Origin of the sequence: Nonomuraea soli, assembly GCF_013761175.1 — a bacterium.
Classification (GTDB): Bacteria; Actinomycetota; Actinomycetes; order Streptosporangiales; family Streptosporangiaceae; genus Nonomuraea; species Nonomuraea soli.
The window spans coordinates 873411-897935 of sequence record NZ_JACDUR010000002.1 but is presented as its reverse complement, the minus strand read 5'-3'; the positions used below and the strand labels follow the sequence as shown (position 1 = coordinate 897935).

Annotated in this window: 17 protein-coding genes; 13 read left to right on the top strand and 4 right to left on the bottom strand. The window is 70.7% G+C overall.

The annotated features are described in order from the left end of the window. The first annotated feature begins 75 nt into the window (after nt 1–75). From HNR30_RS11260 to HNR30_RS11225, 8 genes are all read left to right on the top strand, one after another. Nucleotides 76–2865: a glycoside hydrolase family 9 protein gene (locus HNR30_RS11260; protein WP_220133409.1), complete on the top strand. Its 2790-nt coding sequence runs from the start codon at nt 76–78 to the stop codon at nt 2863–2865. 223 nt (nt 2866–3088) lie between these two features. Next, on the top strand, nt 3089–5302 hold the full coding sequence (locus tag HNR30_RS11255) for a beta-xylosidase/alpha-l-arabinosidase (RefSeq protein ID WP_181610022.1): 2214 nt from the start codon (nt 3089–3091) through the stop codon (nt 5300–5302). A gap of 2 nt (nt 5303–5304) precedes the next feature. Beyond that, entirely contained in the window at nt 5305–6276 is a 972-nt protein-coding gene (locus HNR30_RS11250; RefSeq protein ID WP_181609698.1) for an ABC transporter permease, read from the top strand. After that, a complete protein-coding gene (locus HNR30_RS11245) occupies nt 6273–7133 on the top strand; it encodes a carbohydrate ABC transporter permease (RefSeq protein WP_312894331.1) in 861 nt (286 codons plus the stop codon). Before HNR30_RS11250 ends, HNR30_RS11245 begins: the two co-directional genes overlap by 4 nt. A 21-nt stretch (nt 7134–7154) precedes the next feature. Continuing rightward, nucleotides 7155–8786 (top strand): ABC transporter substrate-binding protein, encoded by a 1632-nt coding sequence (locus HNR30_RS11240; protein WP_181609696.1) that lies wholly within the window; start codon nt 7155–7157, stop codon nt 8784–8786. After that, nucleotides 8779–10191, top strand: coding sequence for a GH39 family glycosyl hydrolase (locus HNR30_RS11235; protein ID WP_181609695.1), 1413 nt, complete (start codon nt 8779–8781; stop codon nt 10189–10191). Before HNR30_RS11240 ends, HNR30_RS11235 begins: the two co-directional genes overlap by 8 nt. Beyond that, nucleotides 10176–10865, top strand: a complete 690-nt coding sequence (locus HNR30_RS11230; protein ID WP_181609694.1) for a DUF624 domain-containing protein — start codon at nt 10176–10178, stop codon at nt 10863–10865. Before HNR30_RS11235 ends, HNR30_RS11230 begins: the two co-directional genes overlap by 16 nt. Beyond that, the gene (locus HNR30_RS11225) at nt 10862–12859 is read left to right on the top strand and encodes a beta-galactosidase (RefSeq protein ID WP_181609693.1); all 1998 of its coding nucleotides are present in this window, start codon (nt 10862–10864) and stop codon (nt 12857–12859) included. Before HNR30_RS11230 ends, HNR30_RS11225 begins: the two co-directional genes overlap by 4 nt. On the opposite strand, the gene HNR30_RS11220 is transcribed toward HNR30_RS11225, so the two are convergent. Next, complete coding sequence (locus HNR30_RS11220; RefSeq protein WP_181609692.1) at nt 12840–13928, bottom strand: glycoside hydrolase family 53 protein; 1089 nt, start codon at nt 13926–13928, stop codon at nt 12840–12842. The genes HNR30_RS11225 and HNR30_RS11220 overlap by 20 nt on opposite strands. Continuing rightward, nucleotides 13928–15820 (bottom strand): beta-galactosidase, encoded by a 1893-nt coding sequence (locus HNR30_RS50065; RefSeq protein WP_312894330.1) that lies wholly within the window; start codon nt 15818–15820, stop codon nt 13928–13930. The genes HNR30_RS11220 and HNR30_RS50065 overlap by 1 nt, the downstream gene beginning before the upstream one ends. Nucleotides 15821–15995: 175 nt before the next feature. Here HNR30_RS50065 and HNR30_RS11210 point away from each other — a divergent pair, with 175 nt between their 5' ends. Genes HNR30_RS11210 through HNR30_RS11195 form a run of 4 tightly spaced genes read left to right on the top strand, consistent with a single transcriptional unit; the run spans nt 15996 to nt 20035 of the window. Continuing rightward, nucleotides 15996–17327 (top strand): ABC transporter substrate-binding protein, encoded by a 1332-nt coding sequence (locus tag HNR30_RS11210; RefSeq protein WP_181609691.1) that lies wholly within the window; start codon nt 15996–15998, stop codon nt 17325–17327. Further along, on the top strand, nt 17317–18213 hold the full coding sequence (locus HNR30_RS11205) for a carbohydrate ABC transporter permease (protein WP_181609690.1): 897 nt from the start codon (nt 17317–17319) through the stop codon (nt 18211–18213). Before HNR30_RS11210 ends, HNR30_RS11205 begins: the two co-directional genes overlap by 11 nt. After that, complete coding sequence (locus HNR30_RS11200) at nt 18210–19040, top strand: carbohydrate ABC transporter permease (RefSeq protein ID WP_181609689.1); 831 nt, start codon at nt 18210–18212, stop codon at nt 19038–19040. Before HNR30_RS11205 ends, HNR30_RS11200 begins: the two co-directional genes overlap by 4 nt. A 5-nt stretch (nt 19041–19045) precedes the next feature. Then, complete coding sequence (locus HNR30_RS11195) at nt 19046–20035, top strand: LacI family DNA-binding transcriptional regulator (protein WP_312894329.1); 990 nt, start codon at nt 19046–19048, stop codon at nt 20033–20035. Between the two features lie 212 nt (nt 20036–20247). Here the strand turns inward: HNR30_RS11195 and HNR30_RS11190 are convergent, their stop codons facing one another. Beyond that, on the bottom strand, nt 20248–20973 hold the full coding sequence (locus HNR30_RS11190; protein ID WP_181609688.1) for an alpha/beta fold hydrolase: 726 nt from the start codon (nt 20971–20973) through the stop codon (nt 20248–20250). A 184-nt stretch (nt 20974–21157) separates the two neighbouring features. Between HNR30_RS11190 and HNR30_RS11185 the strand changes: the two genes are divergently transcribed. Continuing rightward, on the top strand, nt 21158–22111 hold the full coding sequence (locus HNR30_RS11185) for an alpha/beta hydrolase (RefSeq protein WP_181609687.1): 954 nt from the start codon (nt 21158–21160) through the stop codon (nt 22109–22111). Between the two features lie 80 nt (nt 22112–22191). On the opposite strand, the gene HNR30_RS11180 is transcribed toward HNR30_RS11185, so the two are convergent. Beyond that, nucleotides 22192–24522, bottom strand: coding sequence for an ATP-binding protein (locus HNR30_RS11180; RefSeq protein WP_220133407.1), 2331 nt, complete (start codon nt 24520–24522; stop codon nt 22192–22194). Between the last annotated feature and the right edge of the window lie 3 nt (nt 24523–24525).

Genomic DNA, 24525 nt, shown 5'->3' with positions numbered 1-24525 from the left:
TGAAACTTTCAGCACCGCCGCACGGGATGACCTGTGAGCCGGGACTCCCGGCCTTGACACCGCCTCGGCCACTCCATGACTGTGGGAGCGCTCCCACCCTGCACCCCCCATGGAGTCCACGGAATGCGAAGAGCACTGCTCGCAGCGGTCGCGCTGCTGATGCCGTACCTGGTTCTGGCCTTACCCGCCGCACCCGCACACGCCGCCGCGTTCGCCTACGGCGAGGCGCTGCAGAAGTCGATCTGGTTCTACGAGGCGCAGCAGGCGGGCAAGAAGCCGAGCTGGAGCCGCGTCTCCTGGCGCGGCGACTCCGCCCTCGACGACGGCAAGGACGCCGGGCTCGACCTGACCGGCGGCTGGTTCGACGCCGGCGACCACGTCAAGTTCGGCCTGCCGATGGCCTTCTCCGCGACCATGCTCGCCTGGGGCGCGGTGGAGTACCCCGACGCGTACGGCTCGCAGAAGGCGCACCTGCTCAACAACCTGCGCTGGGTCAACGACTACTTCATCAAGGCCCACCCGTCGGCCAACGTGCTCTACGGCCAGATCGGCCACGGCGGCCAGGACCACGCGTGGTGGGGTCCGGCCGAGGTGATGCCGATGGCGCGCCCGGCGTTCAAGATCGACGCCACCTGCGGCGGTTCGGACCTGGCGGCGGAGACGGCCGCGGCCATGGCCGCCGCCTCCATCGTCTTCCGTCCCACCGACGCCGCCTACGCCAACACGCTGGTGACGCACGCCCGCCAGCTGTACACCTTCGCCGACACGGTGCGCAAGAAGTACAGCGAGTGCATCACCGACGCCCAGGGCTACTACAACTCCTGGAGCGGTTTCAACGACGAGCTGGTGTGGGGCGCGATCTGGCTGCACCGCGCCACCAACGAGGCCTCCTACCTGGCCAAGGCCGAGAGCTACTACGCCAACCTCGGCACCGAGCCGCAGTCGAGCACCCGATCGTACAAGTGGACGATCGCCTGGGACGACAAGTCCTACGGCGCCTACGTGCTGCTGCACAAGCTCACCGGCAAGCAGGTCTACCTCGACGACGCCAACCGCTGGCTCGACTACTGGACCGTGGGCGTCAACGGCCAGCGCGTGCCGTACTCCCCCGGCGGCCAGGCCGTGCTGGACCGGTGGGGCTCGCTGCGCTACGCGGCCAACACCTCCTTCGCCGCGCTGGTGCACAGCGACGCCATCAGCGACGCCACCCGCAAGGCGCGCTACCACGACTTCGCCAAGCGGCAGATCGACTACGCGCTCGGCGACAACCCGCGCAACAGCTCGTACGTGATCGGCTTCGGCGCCAACCCGCCGAAGAACCCGCACCACCGCACCGCGCACGGCTCGTGGACCGACCAGCTCACCAACCCGGTGGCGACCCGGCACGCGCTGTACGGCGCGCTGGTCGGCGGCCCGCCCGCGCCCGACGACGTCTACAGCGACAAGCGCGACGACTACGTGATGAACGAGGTCGCCACCGACTACAACGCGGGCTTCACCAGCGCCGTGGCCAGGCTCTACCAGGAATACGGCGGGGCCCCCGCCACGAACTTCCCCGCCGCGGAGACGCCCGACGGCCCGGAGATCTTCGTCGAGGCCGGGGTGAACGCCACCGGCCAGAACTTCACCGAGATCAAGGCGATCGTGCGCAACCAGTCGGCCTGGCCCGCCCGCGCGCTGGCCGACGGCTCCTTCCGCTACTACTTCACCCTCGACGGCGACACCACAGCCTCGCAGATCACCGTGTCGTCGGCCTACACGCAGTGCAAGGCGCCGACGGGGCCCGCCCTGCACTCGGGCAGGATCTACTACGTCACGATCGACTGCTCGGGCACGAGGATCTCCCCCGCCGGGCAGTCGGCGCACCGGGCCGAGGTGCAGTTCCGCATCGCCTCGTCGGGCACCTGGGACGCCTCGAACGACTGGTCGTACACCGGGGTGGCCACCACGCCCGGCGCCACGCCGGTGCTGGTGCAGAACATCCCGCTCTACAGCGGTACCTCCAAGATCTGGGGCAACACCCCCGGCGCGGGTGACACCGAGGACCCGACCAAGCCGGGCAAGCCGGCCGTCTCGGCGATCACCGCCACGGGCGCGAGCGTGAGCTGGACTGCCTCCACCGACAACGTTGGCGTCACCGGCTACGACGTCTTCAACGGCACCACCAAACTGGCGAGCGTCACCACCACCACCGCCACCCTCACCGGCCTGACCCCCGCCACCGCCCACACCCTGACGGTCGTCGCCCGCGACGCCGCCGGGAACACCTCCGACCCCTCCGACGCCACCGCGTTCACCACGCTCCAGGCACCGGTGGACAATGAGGATCCCACCAAGCCGGGCAAGCCGGCCGTCTCGGCGATCACCGCCACGGGCGCGAGCGTGAGCTGGACTGCCTCCACCGACAACGTTGGCGTCACCGGCTACGACGTCTTCAACGGCACCACCAAACTGGCGAGCGTCACCACCACCACCGCCACCCTCACCGGCCTGACCCCCGCCACCACCTACACCCTGACGGTCGTCGCCCGCGACGCCGCCGGGAACACCTCCGACCCCTCCGACGCCACCGCGTTCACCACGTCGGCCGCCGGTGGCTGCACGGCCGCCTACAAGCTGGTCAACAGCTGGCCGGGCGGCTTCCAGGCCGAGGTGACCGTCTCCGGCGCGAGCTCGGGCTGGACGGTCGCGTGGACCTGGCCGGGCAGCCAGGCGATCACGCAGCTCTGGAACGGCACGCTCACCCAGACGGGCGCCGCCGTGTCGGTGAAGAACCTGCCCTACAACGCCTCGGGCGGCACGTTCGGCTTCACCGCCACGGGCGCCGGAGTAACCCCCTCACCCATCACCTGCTCCGCGTCCTGACCCTCTGACTCCGAACGCCCTCGCCGCTCTGGGTGCGACGGGGGCGTTCGGCATTCCCCGAAACTTTTCAGCATCGCATCGCTGCACGGACCGCGAGGTGAAGCCCTTGACACGGTCCATTGCGGGGCTTATGTTTCCGAAAAATTGCCGGTGAGTTTTGAAACTTTAGGCCCATCGAAGGGGCAGCGTGAGCAACGAACGGGTTGAGTCCCTCATCCGCCTGATGACCCTGGAGGAGAAAGTCGCCCAGCTGGTGGGCATCTGGGTGGGCGCTGACGCCTCGGGCGGCGGGGTCGCGCCGCACCAGGCCGACCTCACCCACGAGATCGACTGGCCGTCGGCGATCCAGCACGGCCTGGGCCAGCTGACCCGCCCGTACGGCAGCGCCCCGGTGTACCCGGAGGCCGGGGCACGCTCGCTGGCCAGGGCGCAGGAGCAGATCACCGAGGCGAGCAGGTTCGGGATCGCGGCCCAGGTGCACGAGGAGTGCCTGACCGGCTTCGCCGCCTGGGGCGCCACCGTCCATCCCGCGCCCCTGTGCTGGGGAGCGGCCTTCGACCCCGGCCTCGTCGAGGAGATGGCCGCCCTCATCGGCGCGTCGATGCGCGCCGCCGGCGTGCACCAGGGCCTGGCTCCGGTGCTCGACGTCACCCGTGACTACCGGTGGGGGCGCACCGAGGAGACCATCGGCGAGGACCCCTACCTGGTGGGCACGATCGGCACGGCCTACGTGCGCGGGCTGGAGGGCGCGGGCGTCGTGGCGACGCTCAAGCACTTCGCGGGATACTCCGCCTCGCGCGGCGGGCGCAACCTCGCCCCGGTCTCCATCGGCCCCCGCGAACTGGCCGATGTGCTGCTGCCGCCGTTCGAGATGGCGCTGCGCCTGGGCGGGGCGCGCTCGGTGATGCACTCCTACACCGAGCTCGACGGCATGCCGGTGGCCGCCGACGAGGCGCTGCTGACGGGTCTGCTGCGCGACGAGTGGGGCTTCGAGGGCACGGTGGTGGCCGACTACTTCGCCGTCCGCTTCCTGGAGAAGCTGCACGGCGTGGCCGGCGACGGCGCCGAGGCCGCCGCGCTGGCGCTGCGGGCGGGGATCGACGTGGAGCTGCCGACGGTCGACTGCTACGGCTCGCCGCTGATCGACGCGGTCAAGGCGGGGCTGGTCGACGAGTCGCTGGTGGACCGCGCGCTGCGCCGGGTGCTGCGCCAGAAGGACCAGCTCGGTCTTCTCGACCCCGTTGGGCAAGCGCTTACCAAGCCGGAGGAGCTCTCCTTCGACGACGACGCCTCCCGCGACGTCGCCCTGCGCCTGGCGCGCCAGTCGATCGTGGTGGCCGCCAACGACGGCGTGCTTCCGCTCGCCGGGACGCGGGTGGCGCTGGTCGGTCCCGTCTCCGACGACCACCTGGCGCTGATGGGCTGCTACTCCTTCCCCGTGCACGTGGGCGAGCACCGCGGGCGTCGCGAGCTCGGCCTGGGACTGGAGATCCCCACCCTGCGCGACCTGCTCCCGCACGCGGCGCACGTCAGGGGCTGCGAGGTCACCGGGGACGACACCTCCGGCTTCGCCGAGGCCGTCGCGGCCGCCGCGGAGGCCGACGTGTGCGTGCTGGCCGTCGGCGACCGCTCGGGCCTGTTCGGCCGGGGCACCTCGGGCGAGGGCTGCGACGCCGCCGACCTGAACCTGCCCGGCGTGCAGGCCGAGCTGGTGCGGGCGGTGCTGGCCACCGGCACACCGGTCGTGCTCGTCGTGATCGCCGGGCGACCGTACGCCGTGCCGTCCGGCGCCGCGGCCGTCGTCTACGCCTTCCTCCCGGGGCAGCTCGGCGCCCGCGCTCTCGCCGAGGTGCTCACCGGCGCGGCCGAACCGTCGGGGCGGCTGCCCGTCTCGGTCCCGCGCGACTCCGGCGCCCTGCCCTCCACCTATCTCAGCCCTCAGCTCGGCCTGGCCTCCGCCGTCTCGTCGGTCGATCCCACGCCCGCCTACCCCTTCGGCCACGGCCTGTCGTACACCGCGTTCGAGTGGAGCGACGCGCAGGCGCCGGCGGAGTGGGACTCGGGCGGCGAGGCGAACGTCGGCGTCACCATCCGCAACACCGGCGAGCGGCCCGGCACCGAGGTCGTCCAACTCTACCTGCACGACCCGGTCGCCCAGGTCACGCGGCCCGTCTCCCGCCTGATCGGCTATCAGCGTGTCACCCTCGAGCCCGGCCGCGCCGCCCGGGTGAGCTTCACCCTGCACGCGGACCTGACCTCCTTCACCGGCCGCGACGGCAGGCGGATCGTCGAGCCGGGCGAGCTGGAGCTGCGCCTGGCGCGCTCCAGCTCGGACGTGGCACATGCCGTACGGCTCAGCCTGACGGGCCCGGAGCGCGAGGTCGGCCACCACCGGCGCCTGGTCCCCCAGATCGACCTCGTCCCCCTGGAGGCCTGAGGATGACCCTCTCCACGGCGGCGCCGCCCGCCGGACCGGCCGAGAAGGCGCCGGCCCGCGGGCGCCCCGGCCGGCGCCCGATCCGGCGGGCGTTCCTGCGGGACTGGCAGCTGTACACGCTGGCGATCGTCCCGCTGGCCTTCTTCGTGATCTTCCGCTACGCCCCGATGATCGGCAACATCATCGCCTTCCGCCGGTTCCAGCCGGGCGGGAGCATGTTCGGCGGGACCTGGGTGGGGCTGCGCTACTTCGAGATGTTCCTGGCCGACCCGACGTTCTGGCGGGTCTTCACCAACACGGTGATCATCGGCCTGCTCAGCACGGTCGTCTGCTTCCCGCTGCCGATCGTCCTGGCGCTGATGCTCAACGAGGTGCGCAACCACGCGTTCAAACGCTTCGTGCAGTCGGTCTCCTACCTGCCGCACTTCCTGTCGACCGTGGTGGTGGCGGCCATCGTCATGCAGCTGCTGACCGTCGACGGGCCGGTCAACCAGCTGCTGTCGTTCACCGGCGGCCCGCCCGTGGCCTTCCTGCAGGAGGCGGATCTGTTCCGCACGATCTACGTCTCCTCCGAGGTCTGGCAGACGGTCGGCTGGGGCACGATCATCTACCTGGCCGCGCTGACCACGATCGACGAGCAGCTGTACGAGTCGGCCAAGATCGACGGGGCCGGACGGCTCAGGCAGATCTGGCACGTGACGCTGCCCGGCATCCGGCCGACGATCATCACGCTGCTGGTGCTCAACATCGGCACCTTCATGGCGGTGGGCTTCGAGAAGATCCTGCTGCTCTACAACCCGGCGACCTACCCGACCGCCGACGTGATCTCGACCTACCTGTACCGGCTGGGCGTGGTGTCGGGCAACTTCAGCTACGCGACCGCGATCGGCCTGTTCGAGGCCGTGATCGGGCTGGTCATGGTCTTCGGGGCGAACCTGCTGTCCCGGCGCACGGTGGGAGCGAGCCTGTGGTGAGCCGCGTGCGCTGGGTGAACGCCACTCTCCTGATCGGCGTGGTGGTCGTCACCCTCTACCCGTTCTTCAACATCGTCGCCCGCTCCTTCAGCGCCGAGAAGTACATCGTCAGCGGCCAGGTCAACCTCTGGCCCAAGGGCTTCAACCTGACGACGTACCAGATCGTCATGTCGGACCCGGTCTTCTGGATCAACTACAGGAACACCGTCGTCTACACCGTCGTCGCCACCGCGATCTCGATGGTGGTGACCACCTGCTACGCCTACGTGCTGTCCAAGCCGCACCTGCGCGGGCGCAAGGTGCTGATCGGCGTCGCGGTGTTCACCATGTTCTTCTCCGGCGGCCTGATCCCGCAGTACGTGCTGATCAGCAACCTGGGACTGACCAACACCATCTGGTCGATCGTGCTGCCCAACGCGATCAGCGTCTTCAACCTCCTGGTGATGAAGACCTTCTTCGAGGGCCTGCCGCGGGAGCTGGAGGAGGCCGCGGCGATCGACGGCATGAACACCTACGGCATCCTGGCCAAGATCGTGCTGCCGCTGTCGAAGGCGGTGCTGGCCACGATGGTGCTCTTCTACGCGGTCTCGTTCTGGAACTCGTGGTTCCCGGCGTTCCTCTACCTGGACAAGATCGAGATGTTCCCCGTCACGATCTACCTGCGCAACCTGATCGCCGGCGCCACCGGCGCGGAGAGCGCCGGGGCCAATCCCGACGTTCACTCGGAGATCATGCAGGTCGCCTCCAACATCCAGGCGGTGACGATCATCCTCACGATCCTGCCGATCCTGATGATCTACCCGTTCGTCCAGCGTTTCTTCGTGTCGGGCGTGATGCTCGGCGCGGTCAAGGGCTAACCCATGGAAAGGACACCCCCCATGCGACAGGTCACCCGCAGGCACGCCCTTCTGACCTTCGGCGCGCTCACCCTGGCGGCCGCCTGCTCGACAGCCGAGGAGAAGCCCACGGCCGCCGCCAAGGGCGCCGCGATGGAAGGGTACGGCGTGGGCAAGACCTTCAAGGCGCCCCAGCAGCTGACCTTTCCGATCCTGCACAACATCCACCCGGCCTACCCGGTCAAGGACGACTGGCTGTTCTGGTCGGAGCTGGCCAAGCGCACCAACGTCAAGCTGCAGACCACGCTGATCCCCTTCAGCGACTACGACCAGAAGAAGGGCCTGCTGATCAGCGCGGGCCAGGCGCCCCTGATCGTGCCGAAGATGTATCCCGGCCAGGAGGTGCCCTACATCGCCTCAGGCGTGCTGCTTCCGGTCAGCGACTACGTCGAGCAGATGCCGCACTTCATGGACAAGGTCACCAAGTGGCAGCTGCAGGGCGACCTCGACACCCTGCGGCAGAACGACGGCAAGTACTACGTCCTGCCCGGCCTGCACGAGAAGGTCTGGTCCGACTACTCCTTCGCGGTGCGCACCGACATCCTGCAGGAGCTGGGCCTGCAGGCGCCCAAGACCTGGGACGACTTCCACGCCATGCTCAAGGCGATGAAGGAGAAGTACCCGGATGAGTATCCCTTCTCCGACCGCTGGGGCATCCCCACGCCCGGCGGCGCGTTCCTGCAGCAGCTGGGCAACGCCTACGGCACCAACGCGGGCTGGAACTTCGCCAACGGCCGCCCGGTCTTCTGGGACGACGCCGCCCAGAAGTTCATCTTCACCGGCACGATGCCGCAGTACAAGCAGGTGGTGGAGTACGCCGCGGCCCTGGTGAAGGAAGGGCTGATGGACCCGGAGAGCTTCACCCAGAAGGACGACGCCGCCAACGCCAAGTTCACCTCGGGCAAGTCCTTCGTCATCAGTTCCAACGCCCAGTCGCTGGTCAACGACTACCGCAAGGGCCTGGCCGAGAACAATCCGAAGGCCACCGTGGTCAAGATCCCGGTGCCGGTCGGCCCCATGGGCGAGACCCGCACGGGCCTGCGCACCGAGAACGGCATCGTGCTCATGGCCAAGGCCAAGGACGACCCCAACTTCGCGGCGCTGCTGCAGTTCGTCGACTGGCTGTTCTACTCCGACGAGGGCCAGCTGTTCGCCAAGTGGGGCGTCGAGGGCGTCACCTACACCAAGGACGCCTCCGGCAAGATCACGCCCGCCAAGGACGTCGACATGGTCGGCCTCAACCCCGGCGCGCCCAAGCACCTGCAGAAGGACTTCGGCTTCGGCAACGGCGTCTTCGCCTACGGCGGCACCACGGCGCTGCTCCAGTCGACCTTCTCCGAGGAGGAGCTGGAGTTCCAGAACGTGATGAACGCCCGGCAGAACCGGCCGCTCCCCCCGCCCGCGCCCCTCGACGAGCTGGAGCAGGAGCAGGCCACCCTCTGGGAGACCCCGCTGAAGGACCACGTGCAGCAGAACACCCTCAACTTCATCCTGGGCAAGCGCGACCTGGCCGAGTGGGACGCCTACGCCAAGGAGCTGGAGGGCAAGAACCTCGCCGCCTACGTCGACCTCATCAACAAGGCCCACGTGCGCTTCAAGGAAAAGCATGGCTGACCTGCTGCCCGGTGCCTGGCGCGCGTGCGTCGGCACCGGGCGTTTCAACCTGTCCCTGCGCCGCGACCACCAGGAGTCGCTGGCGCTCGTGCAGCGTGAGATCGGCTTCACCCACATCCGCGGCCACGGCCTGTTCGGCGACGACGTCGGCGTGCACCGGCCCTACACGCACGGCGGCGAGCACCGGGTACGGCACGCGTTCACCTACGTCGACCAGGTGATCGACGCCTACCTGGAACTGGGCGTGCGGCCCTTCCTGGAGCTCGGCTTCATGCCCCACGAGCTCGCCTCGGGAGAGCAGACGATCTTCTGGTGGAAGGGCAACGTCACCCCGCCGCGCGACCACGACGAATGGGCGGCGCTGGTGCGGGCCACCATCGGGCACCTCGTCGACCGCTACGGGATCGAGGAGGTGCGCACCTGGCCGATCGAGGTGTGGAACGAGCCGAACCTCAAGGACTTCTGGCAGGACGCCGACCAGGCGGCCTACCACCGGCTCTACGAGGTGACGGCCAAGACGATCAAGGAAATCGACGCCTCGCTGCAGGTCGGCGGCCCGGCGATCTCCCCGGGGTCGGACGAGTGGATGACGGACTTCGCCGACTTCGTGGCCACCCGCGGCGTGCCCGTCGACTTCGTCAGCCGCCACGCCTACAGCTCGCACCCGGCGCGCCACGTGCCCTTCGCCACCCTCCAGGACCTGGCCCCGGCCGAGACGCTGCTGGAGCAGTTCGCCACGCCGCGCAGGCAGCTCGCGGGCGGCCCGCTGGAGGGGCTGCCGGTGCACATCACCGAGTTCAACACCTCCTACCGGCCCGACAACGCCGTGCACGACACCGCCCGCAACGCCGCCTACCTGGCGCCCGTGCTCGCGGGCGGCGGCGACGTGTGCGACTCCTTCTCCTACTGGACCTTCTGCGACGTCTTCGAGGAGGTCGGCATCCCCACCTCGATCCTGCACGGCGGCTTCGGCCTGCTGACCCACCGGCAGCTGAAGAAGCCGACCTACCACCTGTACGCGTTCATGGCGCGCATGGGCTCCCGCATCGTCAGCCGGGGCGAGGACCACCTGGTCACGCGCGACGAACGGGGCAGGGTCACGGCCCTGGCCTGGGCGCTGCAGCCGCGCCGGATCAGGCTGCCGCTGCCGTCCGGCGAGCACTTCGTCGTGCGCTCCACGGTGAACGAGGAGTACGGCAACCTGCGCCGCGCCTGGCTGGAGATGGGCTCGCCGCACTCCCCCACCGCACGGCAGCTCGACGCCCTGCGCGAGCTCGCCGAGCCGTACCGGACCCATCAGCGCGCCGCCGGCGGCGTGCTGGAGCTGAGCCTGGCCGAGAACGAGATCACCCTCGTGGAGGCGTCGCCCGTGATCGAGGAGGCGCCCCCGTGGCCTCTCCTGTGAGCGAACGCGGCACGTTCGGTTCCGGCCCGCTCTCGCGGGCCGGCGCGCTGATCTACTCGCTGATCGTCACCGAGCTGCTGTTCCTGGCCACGGGGGCGCCCGCCCTGGTCCTGCTGACGCTGCTGGAGCGCGACGCGGGCAACGCGCCGCTGGCGGCGCTCTGCGTGGCGCCGCTCGGACCGGCCGCGTCGGCGGCGCTCTACGCCGTACGGCACCGCGGGCGCGACCTGGCCGACCTGCATCCCGCGCGCGTGTTCTGGCGCGGCTACCGCGCCAACGCCGCCGGGGCGCTGAAGGTGTGGCTGCCGTGGCTGGCCGTCCTGGCGATCATCGCGATCAACCTGGCGCACTTCGACGCCGCCGGGGTGCCCGGCTGGTGGGCGGTGCTGATGGTGGTCGTGGCGGCCGGGTCGCTGCTGTGGATGAGCGCCGCGCTGGTGATCACCTCGCTGTTCGCCTTCCGCGCCCGCGACGTGGCGCGCCTGGCGGCCTGGTCGCTGACCCGCTTCCCCGGCCTGACCCTCACCTCGGTGTGCCTGGTGGTACTGGCCGGCGCGCTCGCGGTGTTCGTGGCCGAACCACTGACGCTGCTGCCCGCCCCCGTGTTCGCCATGGCGCTGCTGTACCACGCCCGGCCGATGATCGCCGAGATCGAGGAGAGATTCACCGCATGAAGCTGCCGTTCGGCGGAGACTACAACCCGGAGCAGTGGCCGGAGGCGGTGTGGGACGACGACCACCGCCTGTTCGACTCCGCCCGCATCGACACCCTGACGGTGGGCGTGTTCACCTGGGCGCTCACGCAGTCCTCGCTGGAGGCCTACGACTTCTCCACGCTCGACCGCATCGTCGGGCGTGCCGCGGCCGAGGGCCGGCAGGTGTGCCTGGCCACCGGCACCGGTGCGATGCCGCCCTGGCTGGTGCGCGAGTTCCCCGAGGTGACGCGGGTCGACTTCGAGGGACGCGAGAAACGCTACGGCGGGCGGCACAACCACTGTCCGAGCTCGCCGGTCTTCCGCCGCCTGTCGGCGCGGGTGGCCGGGCGGATCGCCGAACGCTACGCCGGCAACCCCGCGGTGATCGCCTGGCACGTGAACAACGAGTACGGCGGCTCCTGCTACTGCGACCTGTGCGCGGCGGCCTTCCGCGACTGGCTGCGCAAACGCTACGACGACCTGGAATCGCTCAACGCCGCGTGGAACACGACGTTCTGGTCGCACACGTTCACCGGCTGGGAGCAGATCGAGCCGCCGTCGGCGCTGACCGAGCACTGGAAGGGGCCGGACTTCACCGCCTTCCAGGGCATCACGCTCGACTACCACCGGTTCATGTCCGACGCGCTGCTGTCGGGCTACCTGGCGGAGAAGGAGGCGATCAGGAGGTTCTCCGCCAAGCCGGTGACGACCAACTTCATGGGCCTGTTCCGGCCGATCGACTACCACCGCTGGGCCGAGCACCTCGACTTCGTCTCCTGGGACAACTACCCGCCCGACGACGACCCCGCGACCGCCGCGCGCATGGCGCTGGCCCACGACCTGATGCGCGGGCTGAAGGGGGGCGCCCCGTTCTGGCTGATGGAGCAGACTCCGTCGACGACGGCCTGCCGTGACGTCAACCCGCTCAAGCGGCCCGGCGTGATGCGGCTGTGGAGCTGGCAGGCGGTCGCCCACGGCGCCGACGCGGTGCTGTTCTTCCAGATGCGGGCCTCGCGCGGCGCGTGCGAGAAGTACCACGGCGCGGTCATCGGCCACGCCGGGCGCGACGACACCCGGGTCTTCCGCGAGGTGGCCGCCCTCGGCGCGGAGCTGGAACGGCTGGGCGAGGCCACGCTCGGCGCGCGCACGCCCGCCCGGGTGGCGCTGCTGTTCGACTGGGACAGCTGGTGGGCGCTGGAGATCTCCGACGGCCCGTCGCGGCTGGTGAAGTACCTGGACGTGGTGCTGGCCCACTACCGGGCGTTGTGGCGGATGGGCGCCGACGTGGACGTGGTCGCGGTCACGGCCGACCTGTCCGGGTACGACGTGGTCGTCGCCCCCGCGCTCCACATGGTCAAGGGCGACCTGGCCGGCCGGCTGGAGCAGGTGGCGGCCAGGGGCGGGTCGGTGGTGACGACGTTCCTGTCGGGGCGCGTCGACGTCGACGACAACGCCTTCCTCATGGACGTGCCCGGCCCGCTCGGTCCGCTCATGGGCGTACGGGTGGACGAGTGGGACTCGCGCGAGCGCGGGGTGGTCAATCCGGTACGGCTGGCCGACGGCACGCTCGTGGACTCCAGCCTGCTGTTCGAGCTGGTCATCCCCACGACGGCCGAGCCGGTGGGCCGCTACGAGAACGACTTCTACGCGGGCACCCCCGCCGTCACCAGGAACACCTTCGGCGAGGGCCATGGCTGGTACGTGGGCGCCGGGCTGGAGCAGGCGGGCGTCGACTGGGTGATGCGCCAGGTGCTCGACCGCCACGGCCTGGCGCTGCCGTACCCGGAGCACGTGGAGGCCACGCTCAGGGTCGCGCCCGACGGCTCGCGGCTGCGGTTCCTGCTCAACCACGGCGCCGAGCCGGTCGAGGTGGCCGTGGAGGCGGGCCTCGACCTGCTCGGCGGCCAGGAGCTTCAGCAGGGCCGCGTGCTGCTGGAGCCGTACGGCGTGAAGGTCATCCGGCTCCGAGGGTAGCCAGGCCGGGCAGGGCCCGGTCGGCGAAGTCGAACAGCGCCTGGTTCTCCCAGGCGTTGCCGGAGGCCGGGTCCTCGGGGTCCCAGCCGTTGCCGGGCACGCCCGTCCAGGTGGCCTCCCAGTAGACGAGGCCGAGCGCGCCGGGCACCTCGCGCAGCACGTCGTACAGCTTGGCGATCATCGCCTGCTGGCCCTGCGGGGTCGCCTGGTAGCCGGGGTAGGGCTCGGGCGACAGGATGATGTTCTCCCAGCCGTCCTTGTCGGCGGTGGTGAACGGGTAGGCCGTCTCGGCCAGCAGCACCGGCTTGCCGTACCTGGTGGCGACGTCGGTGATGTTGGCCTGGAAGGCCTCGATCGTGCCGTGCCAGTACGGGTAGTACGACAGGCCGATCACGTCGTAGCGGATGCCGTGGGTGGCGGCGTTGTCGAACCACCAGCGGTACAGGCCGTTGTCGGCGCCGTTGGCCAGGTGGATGACGACCTTGGTGCGATGCGAGACCTGCTTGACCGCGTCGTGTCCGGCGTTGAGCAGGGCGGCGATGCCGGGCCAGTTGTCCCACCGGCCGTCCGGCCACAGCAGGCCGCCGTTGAGCTCGTTGCCGATCTGGACCATGTCGGCCGGGGTGCCCTGGCGCCTGAGCGCGGAGAGCACGTCGTAGGTGTGGTCGCGCACGGCCTGGACGAGCCGGTCGAACGGCAGGTCCGCCCAGGCGGCGGGCTTGGTCTGGTGGGCGGGGTCGGCCCATCGGTCGGAGTAGTGGAAGTCGATCAGGGTCTTCAGGCCCAGCTTGTGGGCGCGCCTGGCGATCTCCAGGACGTGGGCCTTGTCGTTGTAGCCGTCGGCGGGGTCGACCCAGACCTTGAGCCTGACGTGGGTGAGCCCGGCCCGCTTGAGGATGCGCAGGGCGTCGCCCCGGCGGCCGTCGGCCTGGCGGTAGACGCCCCCGAGGTCCTCGGACTTGGCCAGGCTGGAGATGTCGGCCCCGCGCACGGGCAGTCTGTCCCCGGCCTGGGCGGGCGCCCCGAGGAGCGCCATGACCCATAAGGCGGCGCAGATCGCTCTCACCATCATTCCTCCAGGAGGATGTCCACACCGCCCGCGGGGACGGTGACACTCGCCGCGGTGACGGGGCTGTCGCCGTGGTTGATCAGGAAGGTGTGCCGGCCGCGCCGGACGACCTCGAGGTCGTCGGGCAGGCCGCGCGGGCGCTCCACGCCCGCGTGGTCGAGCAGGTCGCGCAGGAGCGGGCGCACGTCGGCGGGGGCGGTGGCGACGTACCAGGCGCTGCCCCGGCCCAGGTCGTGGCGGGTCAGGGCGGGGTGCCCCGCGTCGGGGCCGCTCGCGAAAGCGCGTACGGCCAGCGCCCCCGCGAGCCTGACCCGCTCGGACCACATGGTGGCCGGCTGCCCGCCGTCCAGGGAGATCTCGGCGTGCGCGCCGAGCGGGTGGAACTCCTCCACGCTCAGCCCGAGCACCTCGCGCAGCGCGCCGGGATGGCTGCCCGGGTGCACGGTGTCGTTGCCGTCGACGATGCCGGAGAAGAACGAGACGAGCAGGTGGCCGCCGGATTCCACGTAGCGCTGCAGGTTCTTGCCCGCCTCCTGGCTCAGCGCGTAGGAGCTGGGAGCCACGACGAGCTTGTAGCGTGACAGGTCGTGGCTCGGGTGCACGAAGTCGACCGTGACGTGCTCGCGCCACATCGCCGCGTAGTAGGTCTCGATCCGCTCGCGGAACTCCAGCTCGGACGAGGGCCGCCAGGGCAGCTCCAGGGCCCACCACGACTCCCAGTCCCACACGATGGCCACCTCGGCCTCGACCCGGCCCTCGACGGCCAGCCGCGCGACCTCCTGCCCGAGCGCGACCACCTCGCGCCACAGTCCGGAGTCGGTGCCCGCGTGCGGCACCATCGCCGAGTGGAACTTCTCCGCGCCGAAGCGGGAGGCGCGCCACTGGAAGAACAGCACCGAGTCCGAGCCGCGCGCGACGTGGGCGAGGCTGTTGCGGCGCATCTCGCCGGGACGCTTGGCGAGGTTGCGCGGCTGCCAGTTGACGGCGCCCGTGGAGTGCTCCATGAGCAGCCACGGCCTGCCCCCGGCGACGCTGCGTGTCAGGTCGGCGCACATGGCCAGCTCGATGTGGTTGCCGGGGTTCTCCGCCTGCAGGTAGTGGTCGTTGGAGACCACGTCGACCTCGGCCGCCCACTTCCAGTAGTCCATCGGCTTGCAGTTGGCGATCATGAAGTTGGTGGTGACCGGCTTGGCCGAGTGGCGCTTGATGATGTCGCGCTCGGCCCTGAACAGCGCGATGTGGGCGTCGACGCTGAAGCGCCGGAAGTCGAGCTCCAGGGCGGGGATCAGGCCGGGCGGGGGGTTGCGCGGCACCTCGATCTCGTCCCAGGCGCGGTAGGTCAGGCCCCAGAACAGGGTGCCCCAGGCGGCGTTGAGCGCCTCCAGCGTGCCGTACCTGTCGCGCAGCCAGCGGCGGAAGTGCTCCTGGGAGGCGTCGCAGTAGCAGGAGGCGTTGGCCCAGCCGTACTCGTTGTGCACGTGCCACATCGCGACGGCGGGGTGGCCGGCGTAGCGCTGGGCGAGCTGCTCGGTGATGCGCGCGGCGGCCCTGGCGTACTCCGGCGAGCTGGGGCAGAAGCCGTGGCGCGAGCCGCCGGAGACCACCTGGCCGTCCTGGCCGACCAGGCGCGAGGCGGGGTGGCTGCGGCGGAACCACGAGGGCGGCGAGCTGGTGGGGGTGGCCAGGTCGACCTGGATGCCGTTGTCGTGCAGCAGGTCCATGACGCGGTCGAGCCAGCCGAAGTCGTAGCGGCCCTCGGCGGGCTCCAGCAGGCCCCAGGCGAAGATGCCGAGGCTGACCAGGTTGACGCCGGACTCGCGCATGAGGCGCATGTCCTCCAGCCAGACCTCTTCCGGCCACTGCTCAGGGTTGTAGTCGCCGCCGAAGTACACCGGACCCCCATCGAGAACTCATTCTGTGAACGTGCACGGTAGCACGGATGAAATTAACGACCACGTAACGCCTTCTTGACAAGGACTTGGGGGTGCAATTCACTCTGTGCACGTTCACAGAACGAGCTTGCCTTGGAACCAACTACTCTCAGGCAATCCCGACGCGGAGGCATTAATGCGTACAAACCGACTCGCAGCGGCTGCGGTGCTGGCCACTGCCCTGGCAGCGGCGGGGTGCGGCGCGTCCGAGCCCACCCAGCCCGCACCCGCCGCCCAGCCGCAGTCCAGCGCGCCCGCCGCCCCCGCCGCGCCGGTGAAGCTGACCTACTGGACCTGGGCCCCCAACATGGACAAGATCGTCAAGGTCTGGAACGACAAGAACCCGGACATCCAGGTGACGGTCAGCAAGCAGGCCGGCGGCGACGACGCGGCCGCCAAGTTCCTCACCGCGGCCAAGGCCGGCAACCCTCCCCAGCTGGTGCAGGCTGAGTACCAGCACCTGCCGTCGTTCGTCGCCGCCGACGCCGTGGCCGACCTGTCCGCGCAGGCCGCCCCCGTCAAGGGCGAGTTCAGCGAGGGCCTGTGGCGCCTGGTCACCCTCGGCACCGAGGGCGTCTACGGCGTGCCGCAGGACTCCGGGCCCATGATGCTCTACTACCGCAAGGACCTGTTCGAGAAGTACGGCATCGAGGTGCCCAAGACCTGGGACGACTACGCCGCCGCCGCCCGCAAGGTGCGCGAGCAGGACAAGAACGTCTTCCTCGGCACCTTCTCCAGCAAGGACCCCGGCTCCTTCGCGGGCCTGTCCCAGCAGGCCGGCGGCCAGTGGTGGTCCATCGCCGGAGAGGCGTGGAAGGTCGCCATCAACGACCAGGCCACCACCAAGGTCGCCGACTACTGGGGCAAGCTCGTCGACGAGGGCGCCATCGACGACATGCCCTACTTCACCCCCGAGTGGAACAAGGCGCTCAACGACGGCAAGCTCCTGACCTGGCCGTCCGCCGTATGGGCACCGGGCGTGCTGGAGGCCAACGCGCCCAAGGCCAAGGGCAAGTGGGCCGCCGCGCCGCTCCCGCAGTGGAGCGCGGGCGAGAACGCCAGCGGCTTCTGGGGCGGCTCGGCCGTCGCCGTCTCCGCCAAGGCCACCCCCGACGAGAAAGCCGGGGCCGCCGCGTTCATCAGCTGGCTCAACACCGACCCCGAAGCCGTGCAGCTGCTGGTCAAGGAGGCCTTCATCTACCCGGCCAGCACCAAGGGCACCCAGTCGCTGACCACCCCGCCCGCCTACTTCGACACCCAGGCCGACTTCTGGCAGCAGGCCGCGCAGGCCGCCGCCACCGCCCGCGGCTTCACCTTCGGCCCGAACGTCAACGCCGCCTACACCGCCTACAAGGACGCCTTCGACAAGGCGCTGGCGAACAAGTCGTCCTTCACCGGCGCGCTGAAGACGATGCAGGACGCCACCGTCGCCGACATGCAGAAGTCCGGATTCACCGTTGCCCAGTAAGCACGCGCGCAGGACGGGCGGCGGCATCGCCGCCCCGTACCTCTTCCTCGCTCCCGCGCTGGTGCTCTTCGTGGTCTTCCTGGCCCTGCCGATCGCCTACACGATCTACCTGAGCACCCGCCGGGTTCAGCGCTCCGGCCTCGGCCTGGGCAAGGGCTCGGTCCGCGAGGTCAACGCCGGCCTGGACAACTACGCGGCCGCCCTGTCCGACGCCTCCCTGTGGACGAGCTGGCTGCGGGTGCTGCTGTACGGCCTGATCGTGCTGGTGCTCATGCTCGGCCTGGCACTGCTGTTCGCGCTCATGCTGGACACCGCGCGGGTGCGACTGGCGCGCTTCTCCCGCACCTCGATCTTCCTGCCGTTCGCGGTGCCCGGCGTGGCCGCCGGCCTCATGTGGGGCTTCCTCTACCTGCCCGGCACCACCCCGCTCAAGGGCGTCGACTTCCTGTCGGCCAGCACGGTCCTGTACTCCATGGCCAACGTGGCGATCTGGGGCGGCACCGGCTTCAACATGCTCGTCCTCTACACCGCGCTGCGGGCCATCCCGCAGGAGCTGTACGAGGCCGCGCGCATGGACGGAGCCTCCGAGGTGAGGATCGCGCTCCAGGTCAAGATCCCGATCCTGATGCCGGCGATCATCCTGACGACGGTCTTCTCCATCATCGCCACCGTCCAGGTCTTCACCGAGCCGACCGTCCTGCGGCCGCTGACCAACACCATCCCCTCCGACTTCAGCCCCCTGACGAAGATCTACACCGACGCGTTCGTCCGCGGCGACCTCTACTCCGCCGCCGCCACCGCGATCGTCGTGGCCGGGATCTCCCTCGTCCTGTCGTTCGGATTCCTGCGCGTCGTCAAGCGGCAGGCCTTCGGAGAGAGCTCATGAAGCGCATCGGCCTGGTGCCCACCACGATCCTGGTGCTGGGCGCGCTGTACTGCCTGTTCCCCGTCAGCTGGGTCGTCGTGGCCGCCACCAAGACACCCGGCGAGCTGTTCTCCACCGCCACCTTCTCCTTCGGCAGCGGCCTGTTCTCCAACCTCGCCGACCTGTTCGCCTACCGCGACGGCGTCTTCTGGCTGTGGATGGTCAACACCCTCCTGTACGCCGGAGGCGGCGCGCTCCTGTCCACCCTCGTCTCGGCCGCCGCCGGGTTCGCCCTGGCCAAGTACCGCTTCCCCGGACGCAACGCCATCTTCAACGTGCTCATCGGCGGCATCCTGGTGCCGGGCGTGGTGCTGGCCATGCCGCAGTACCTGCTGTTCTCCAAGATCGGGCTGGCCGACACCTACTGGTCGGTCCTGCTGCCGCAGATCCTGCACCCGTACTCCATCTACCTGGCGCGGGTCTACTCCCAGGCCGCCATCCCCGACTCCCTCCTGGAGGCCGGACGGCTCGACGGCGCCTCGGAATGGCTGCTGCTGCGCCGGGTCGCGCTGCCGATGATGGTGCCGGGACTGGTGACCATCTTCCTGTTCCAGTTCGTGGCCATCTGGAACAACTTCCTGCTGCCCTTCATCATGCTCGGCGACGACGGCAAGTTCCCGCTCACCGTCGGCCTCTACACGATGCTGGCCGCCGGAGCCAACCAGCCCTCCCTCTACAACCTGATCATCACGGGCACGCTCGTGGCGCTCGTCCCCCTCATCGCCCTGTTCCTCACGATGCAGCGGTACTGGCGCACCGATCTGTCGTCCGGAGCTGTGAAATCGTAGTGCGTGTGAAGAGACCGACCATCCACGACGTCGCGGCCAAGGCGGGCGTCTCCCGCGGCACCGTCTCCCGGGTACTGAACGGCGACCGCTACGTCTCCACGGCCTCCCAGCTGGCCGTGGAACGGGCCATCGCCGAGACCGGGTACGTGGTCAACCGCAACGCCCGGAGCCTGGTCACCCAGCGCTCCGGGTCGGTCCTGCTGGTGCTGTCCGACCCGCACGAGAGGCTGTTCGAGGACCCGAACTACTCCGTGCTGTTCCGTACGGCCGCGCAGCGACTGGGCGAGCGCGACATCTCCCTCGTGCTCATGATGGTCGCCGACGACGCAGAACGGCAGCGCGTCATGCGCTACGTGCAGGGCGGCCACGCCGACGGCGTCTTCCTCGTCTCCACCCACGCCGGCGACCCCCTGGCCAGCGCCCTCGGCGACCAGGTGCCCGTCGTCGCCCAGGGCGAGGTGCTCGGGCTCAAGATCCCCTACGCCGCCACCGACGAGCGCATGGGCGGGCGGCAGATGACCGAGTACCTCGTCTCGCGGGGGCGCAAGAAGATCGCCACGATCACCGGCCCCATGGACACCGCCGCCGGCAGCCAGCGCCTCGAAGGCTACACCGACGTGCTCGGGCGGCGGGCCTCCAAGAAGCTCATCGCCCACGGGGACTGGTCGCGTTCCAGCGGGCACCGGGCGATGACGGAGCTGCTGTCGCGGGCGCCCGACCTCGACGCGGTCTTCGTCGCCTCCGACCTCATGGCCGCCGGCGCGCTGGCGGCGCTGCGGGAGGCGGGGCGGCGGGTGCCGGAGGACGTGGCGGTGGGCGGGTTCGACGACTCGTCGGTGGCCCTGTCCACGCACCCGCCGCTGACGACGATCCGGCAGCCGCTGGCCGACATCGCGCAGGAGACGGTGCGGTTGCTGCTGGCGCTGATCGACGGGGCGGGGTCGGTGGAGCCGGTGATACTGCCGACGGAGCTGATCGTCCGCGAGTCCACCTGACCGCCTTACCCGCCGGCCCCACGATCCCGCCGTCGGTGACCGCGGCCCGCGACGGCCCGTCTCGAGGCGTCTGATGCGTCACCAGCCGGTCGGGAGGCGGCGACGGCTCGGGCGGCAGGTCGTCCGGGCCTCACCTCCGCGAAGACGACAGGCCGTCACCTTCCCTAAGGCGCCGTCATCTTCCCTAAGGCGCCGTCACCTTGCCGAAGGCGTCAGGCCGTTACGGCTCGGAAGGCCTCGCCGAGCACGTCGGCGACCTCCTTGGGCCGCGAGACCGCCACCGCGTGCGAGGCGCCCGCGACCTCCACGCCGCCGGCCCCTGCCCGTGCGGCGCCGAAGCGCTGGACGTCGGGGTTGATGGCCTGGTCGGCGTCCGCGATCACTGCCCACGCGGGCTTGGTCCGCCAGGCGGCGGTGCTCGCCGGCTCGGTGAAGGCGGCGGCCGCCAGCGGGCGCTGCGCCACCGCCAGGACCCGCGTCGTCTCCTCGGGCAGGTCCGCGGCGAACACCTGCGGGAACGCCTCGCGAGCGATGGTGAACTCGGCGGCGCCGCTCCCGTCCTCGCCCGGGTAGGCGGACTGGCGCAGGTTCGAGGCGAGCGCCGGCTCGGGGAAGCGGCCCTGCAGGTCGGCCAGGCTCTCGCCCTGGTCGGGGACGTAGGCGGCCACGTAGACGAGGCCGACGACGTTCGGGGCCGCCCCGGCCACGGTGATGACGGCACCGCCGTACGAGTGACCGGCCAGGATGACCGGGCCGTCGATCTGGGACGTCACGGAGGCGATGTAGGCCGCGTCGGCCGCCAGGCCGCGCAGGGGGTTGGGCGGGGCCAGCACGGGGATGCCCTGCTGCTGCAGCTCGGTGATCACGCCCGACCAGGCGGCGGCGTCGGCGAACGCCCCATGGACGAGGACGACGGTCGGGATGGTGCTGTGCGTCATGCGAATACTCCTGATCGGCGGGTTCGTTCTGCGCCGATCCAAACAGCCCGCGAGTGGCCGGTTCGAGGCGGAAACGTACTTCTGCCTGCGGTTCTGCCTCGTCCTGCCGCGAAGGCCCTTGCTTGGATGCCAGATGTACGGGGCTCCCCGCGAAGGATCCCGCCTTCCACCTCTTGGAGAGATCATGAACAAGCCTGTGCTCGAACCTGCCGCGCGAGCTTTCGCCGAGGCGACGGCGCAGCCGCCGTACCTGTTCCAGCTTCCGGTGGAGGAGGCCCGCAAGGCCGTGGACGAGGTCCAGTCAGGACCGGTCGGCAAGCCGGACGTGGACGAGGAGTGGATCACGGTGCCCGGCGGTCCCACGGGCCAGGTCAGGGTCCGCATCGTCAGGCCCGCCGGCAGCACCGGCGCACTCCCCGTGATCATCTACATCCACGGAGCCGGATGGGTGTTCGGCAACGCCCACACCCACGACCGGCTGGTGCGCGAGCTCGCGGTCGGCGCCGCAGCCGCCGTGGTCTTCCCCGAGTACGACCTGTCGCCCGAGCACCGCTACCCGGTCGCGATCGAGCAGAACTGGACCGTCGCCCAGTGGATCGTCGCCGAGGGCGCCTTCAAGGGCCTGGATCCGACGCGCATCGCGGTCGCCGGCGACTCCGTCGGCGGCAACATGAGCGCCGCGCTGACCTTGATGGCCAAGCAGCGCGGCGGGCTGACGCTGCGCCAGCAGGTGCTGTTCTACCCGGTGACGGACGCCTCCTTCGACACCGGCTCCTACCACGAGTTCGCCGAGGGCTACTTCCTGCGCCGCGACGGCATGCAGTGGTTCTGGGACCAGTACACCACCGACGATGCCCAGCGCTCCGAGATCACCGCCTCCCCGCTGCGGGCCACGACCGAGGAGCTGACCGGGCTGCCCCCGGCGCTGGTCATCACCGGTGAGGCCGACGTGCTGCGCGACGAGGGCGAGGCGTACGCGAACAAGCTGCGGCAGGCGGGCGTGCCGGTGACGGCCGTGCGTTACCAGGGGATCATCCACGACTTCGTCATGCTCGACGCCCTGCGCGAGACGCAGGCCGCCGGCGCGGCGATCGAGCTGGCCGTCGGCACGTTGCGCCGGGTGCTCAGCGCGGGCTGAGCCCTTCCGCCGGGGCGTCGGCGGAAGGGTCGGGCCTTCTGAGCGGCGCGGCATCCCGAGCGTGATGGTCGGCGGAGTGGTCAAGCGCTGTGAGCGGCGTCGCCACGCGCTTGGTGGTCGGCGGAGCGGTCGAGCGCTGTGAGCGGCGCGGGCGCCTGCGCGTGGTGGTCGGCGAGGCGGTCGAGCTCTCCGAGCACCACCGCCGCCCGCGCGTGATCGTCGGCCGACTCGTACAACTCGACGGCCTCGCGGAAGGCGGCCCCAGCCTCCTCCGCCTGATCCAGGTGGACCAGCGCCCTGCCCAGGTGGGTCAGCGACAGCGCCATGGCCCGGGTGATCGGGTGGCCGCGCAGCTCAGACAACGCCTGGCGGTAGTGGTCGGCGGCCTCCTGCCAGCGCCCCAGACCGAGGTAGGACTCGCCGACCACGTCCAGCGCGGCGCCGACGGCGTGACCGGTGATGGCCGGCGAACCGCCGAAGGACGGGTCGCGCAGCCGTCCGATCACGGCGAGGCTGTGCTCCAGGGCCTCCTCGAGCCGGCCGAGCCTGCGCAGGCAGTTGCCGATGCCGGCCAGGGCCTGGGCGAGCCCGTCGGCGTCGCCGGCCCGCTGGAAGCACTCGGCCGCCATGCGCGTGTGCTCCAGGGCGGTCACCTTGCTCTGCTGGTCCTGGCGCCCCCACAGCGCCCAGGTCGCGTAGGTCAGTGACCAGCCCTGCTGGCGCACGTCGCCGCTCTGGCGGGCCAGTTCCAGGGCTCGCAGAGCGGTCTGCTCCGCCTCGCCGAACCGGGCCTGGCAGAAGGTCTGCGCCCACGACAGGTAGTTGAGGTGCACGGCCTCCAGCGCCCTGTCGCCCATCATGCGGGCGGACCCGGCCGACAGGCCGAACACCTCGGGCCAGTGCCCCCAGTGCATCCACAGGTCGGAGAACCAGTGCATCGCCTCGGCCACCTCGACCACGCGGGCGTGCTCGCCGAGGCGGGCGGCCTCCCGGAGGGCCGCCAGCCACGCCTCGCCCTCCGCCGTGAGCCACTCCCGGGCCTTGCGCTGTGTGTCCAGCTCGACGAGCGAGCTCCAGTCCGGCGGGGGCGCGCCGTAGTCCGGCTCGAACCAGCGTCCGGCGACCGTGGCGGTCTCCAGCAGCCAGGCGTCCATACGCGTGCGGGCCCGCCGCTGCCGGGCGCCGGGCTCCTCCTCGGACAACCGGGAACGGGCGAACAGCCGTACGAGGTCGTGGAAGCGGTAGCGGCCAGGGTACGGCGACTGCAGCAGCCCGAGGTCAACCAGCTCTTCCAGGGTGTCCTCGGCACCGGCCGGATCCAGCTCGGCCAGGACGGCCGTCACGGGCACCCCGAAGTCGGGCGCCTCGACGAGGGCGAGCCGCCGGAAGCTGCGCCGCGCAGGCACGGACAGCTGCCGGTACGACAGCGCGAAGGCCGTGGCCACCGACAGGTCGCCGGCTGACAACGACTCCACCCGCCGCCCTTCGTCGCTGAGCAGGTCCGCGAGCTGGCGGGGCGTCCAGCCTGGCCTGCTCTGCAGCCGGTTGCCGGCGATGCGCAGCGCCAGCGGAAGGTTCCCGCACAGGCTCGCCACCCGCGCCACGCCTTCGGGGTCGGCCTGCGCGCGCTCGGCTCCGACGATCCCGCCCAGCAGCTCGGCCGACTCCTCGAGGGCCAGGTGAGTGAGCGGGATCTGGCGCACGCCCTCCAGCCCGGCCAGCGGACGCCTGCTGGTGACCACCGTCATCGCGGGGCCTCCCGACGGCAGCAGCGGGCGGACCTGGCCCTCGTGCGCCGCGTTGTCCAGGATGATCAGGCACCGCCGTTCGCGCAGCAGCGCCCGGTAGTGGCCGGCGCGCTCCTCCTCGTGGGCGGGGATGCGCCGCTCGGCCACGCCGAGTGCCTTGAGCAGCCGTGACAGTGCGGCGGCCGGGTCAGGCGGGGCTTCGTCCATGCCGCGCAGGTCGAGGTAGAAGCAGCCGTCGGGGAACAGGCCGGCCAGGTGCGCGGCCGCTCGCACGGCCAGGGCCGTCTTGCCGATGCCGGCCGTTCCCTGGATGGCGGCCACGGCGGCGTCCTGGCCCGCGAGCTCACGCAGCAGGCCGAGCTCGCGGGTCCGTCCGGTGAAGTCGCCGACCCCGCGGGGCAGCTCGCAGGCGCCGGGGGTGACGGCCTCCTGGCGCGGCCGCCCGGCCCTGGCCGCCTCCGCCAGCCTGGCCCGCCGCGTCTCGTCGAGCCGCAGCGCCTCGGCCAGTGCCTGAACGGTGCGCCGCTGCGGGCCTCTGCTGGCGCCGCGCTCCATGTCGCCGATGGCGCGCACGCTGACGCCGGAGGCATGGGAGAGCTCCTCGATCGTCAGCCCGGCCGCATGCCGCATGCCCCGAAGGACCTCGCCGAACGCCTCCGCCACCCG

What these genes read in the sequence shown, in the direction of transcription:
- HNR30_RS11240 (WP_181609696.1), top strand. Translation starts at nt 7,155, where the DNA reads ATGCGACAGGTCACCCGCAGGCACGCCCTTCTGACCTTCGGCGCGCTC.
- HNR30_RS11200 (WP_181609689.1), top strand. Translation starts at nt 18,210, where the DNA reads ATGAAGCGCATCGGCCTGGTGCCCACCACGATCCTGGTGCTGGGCGCG.
- HNR30_RS11255 (WP_181610022.1), top strand. Translation starts at nt 3,089, where the DNA reads ATGACCCTGGAGGAGAAAGTCGCCCAGCTGGTGGGCATCTGGGTGGGC.
- HNR30_RS11235 (WP_181609695.1), top strand. Translation starts at nt 8,779, where the DNA reads ATGGCTGACCTGCTGCCCGGTGCCTGGCGCGCGTGCGTCGGCACCGGG.
- HNR30_RS11210 (WP_181609691.1), top strand. Translation starts at nt 15,996, where the DNA reads ATGCGTACAAACCGACTCGCAGCGGCTGCGGTGCTGGCCACTGCCCTG.
- HNR30_RS11260 (WP_220133409.1), top strand. Translation starts at nt 76, where the DNA reads ATGACTGTGGGAGCGCTCCCACCCTGCACCCCCCATGGAGTCCACGGA.
- HNR30_RS11185 (WP_181609687.1), top strand. Translation starts at nt 21,158, where the DNA reads ATGAACAAGCCTGTGCTCGAACCTGCCGCGCGAGCTTTCGCCGAGGCG.
- HNR30_RS11190 (WP_181609688.1), bottom strand. Translation starts at nt 20,973, where the DNA reads ATGACGCACAGCACCATCCCGACCGTCGTCCTCGTCCATGGGGCGTTC.
- HNR30_RS11220 (WP_181609692.1), bottom strand. Translation starts at nt 13,928, where the DNA reads ATGGTGAGAGCGATCTGCGCCGCCTTATGGGTCATGGCGCTCCTCGGG.
- HNR30_RS11225 (WP_181609693.1), top strand. Translation starts at nt 10,862, where the DNA reads ATGAAGCTGCCGTTCGGCGGAGACTACAACCCGGAGCAGTGGCCGGAG.
- HNR30_RS11250 (WP_181609698.1), top strand. Translation starts at nt 5,305, where the DNA reads ATGACCCTCTCCACGGCGGCGCCGCCCGCCGGACCGGCCGAGAAGGCG.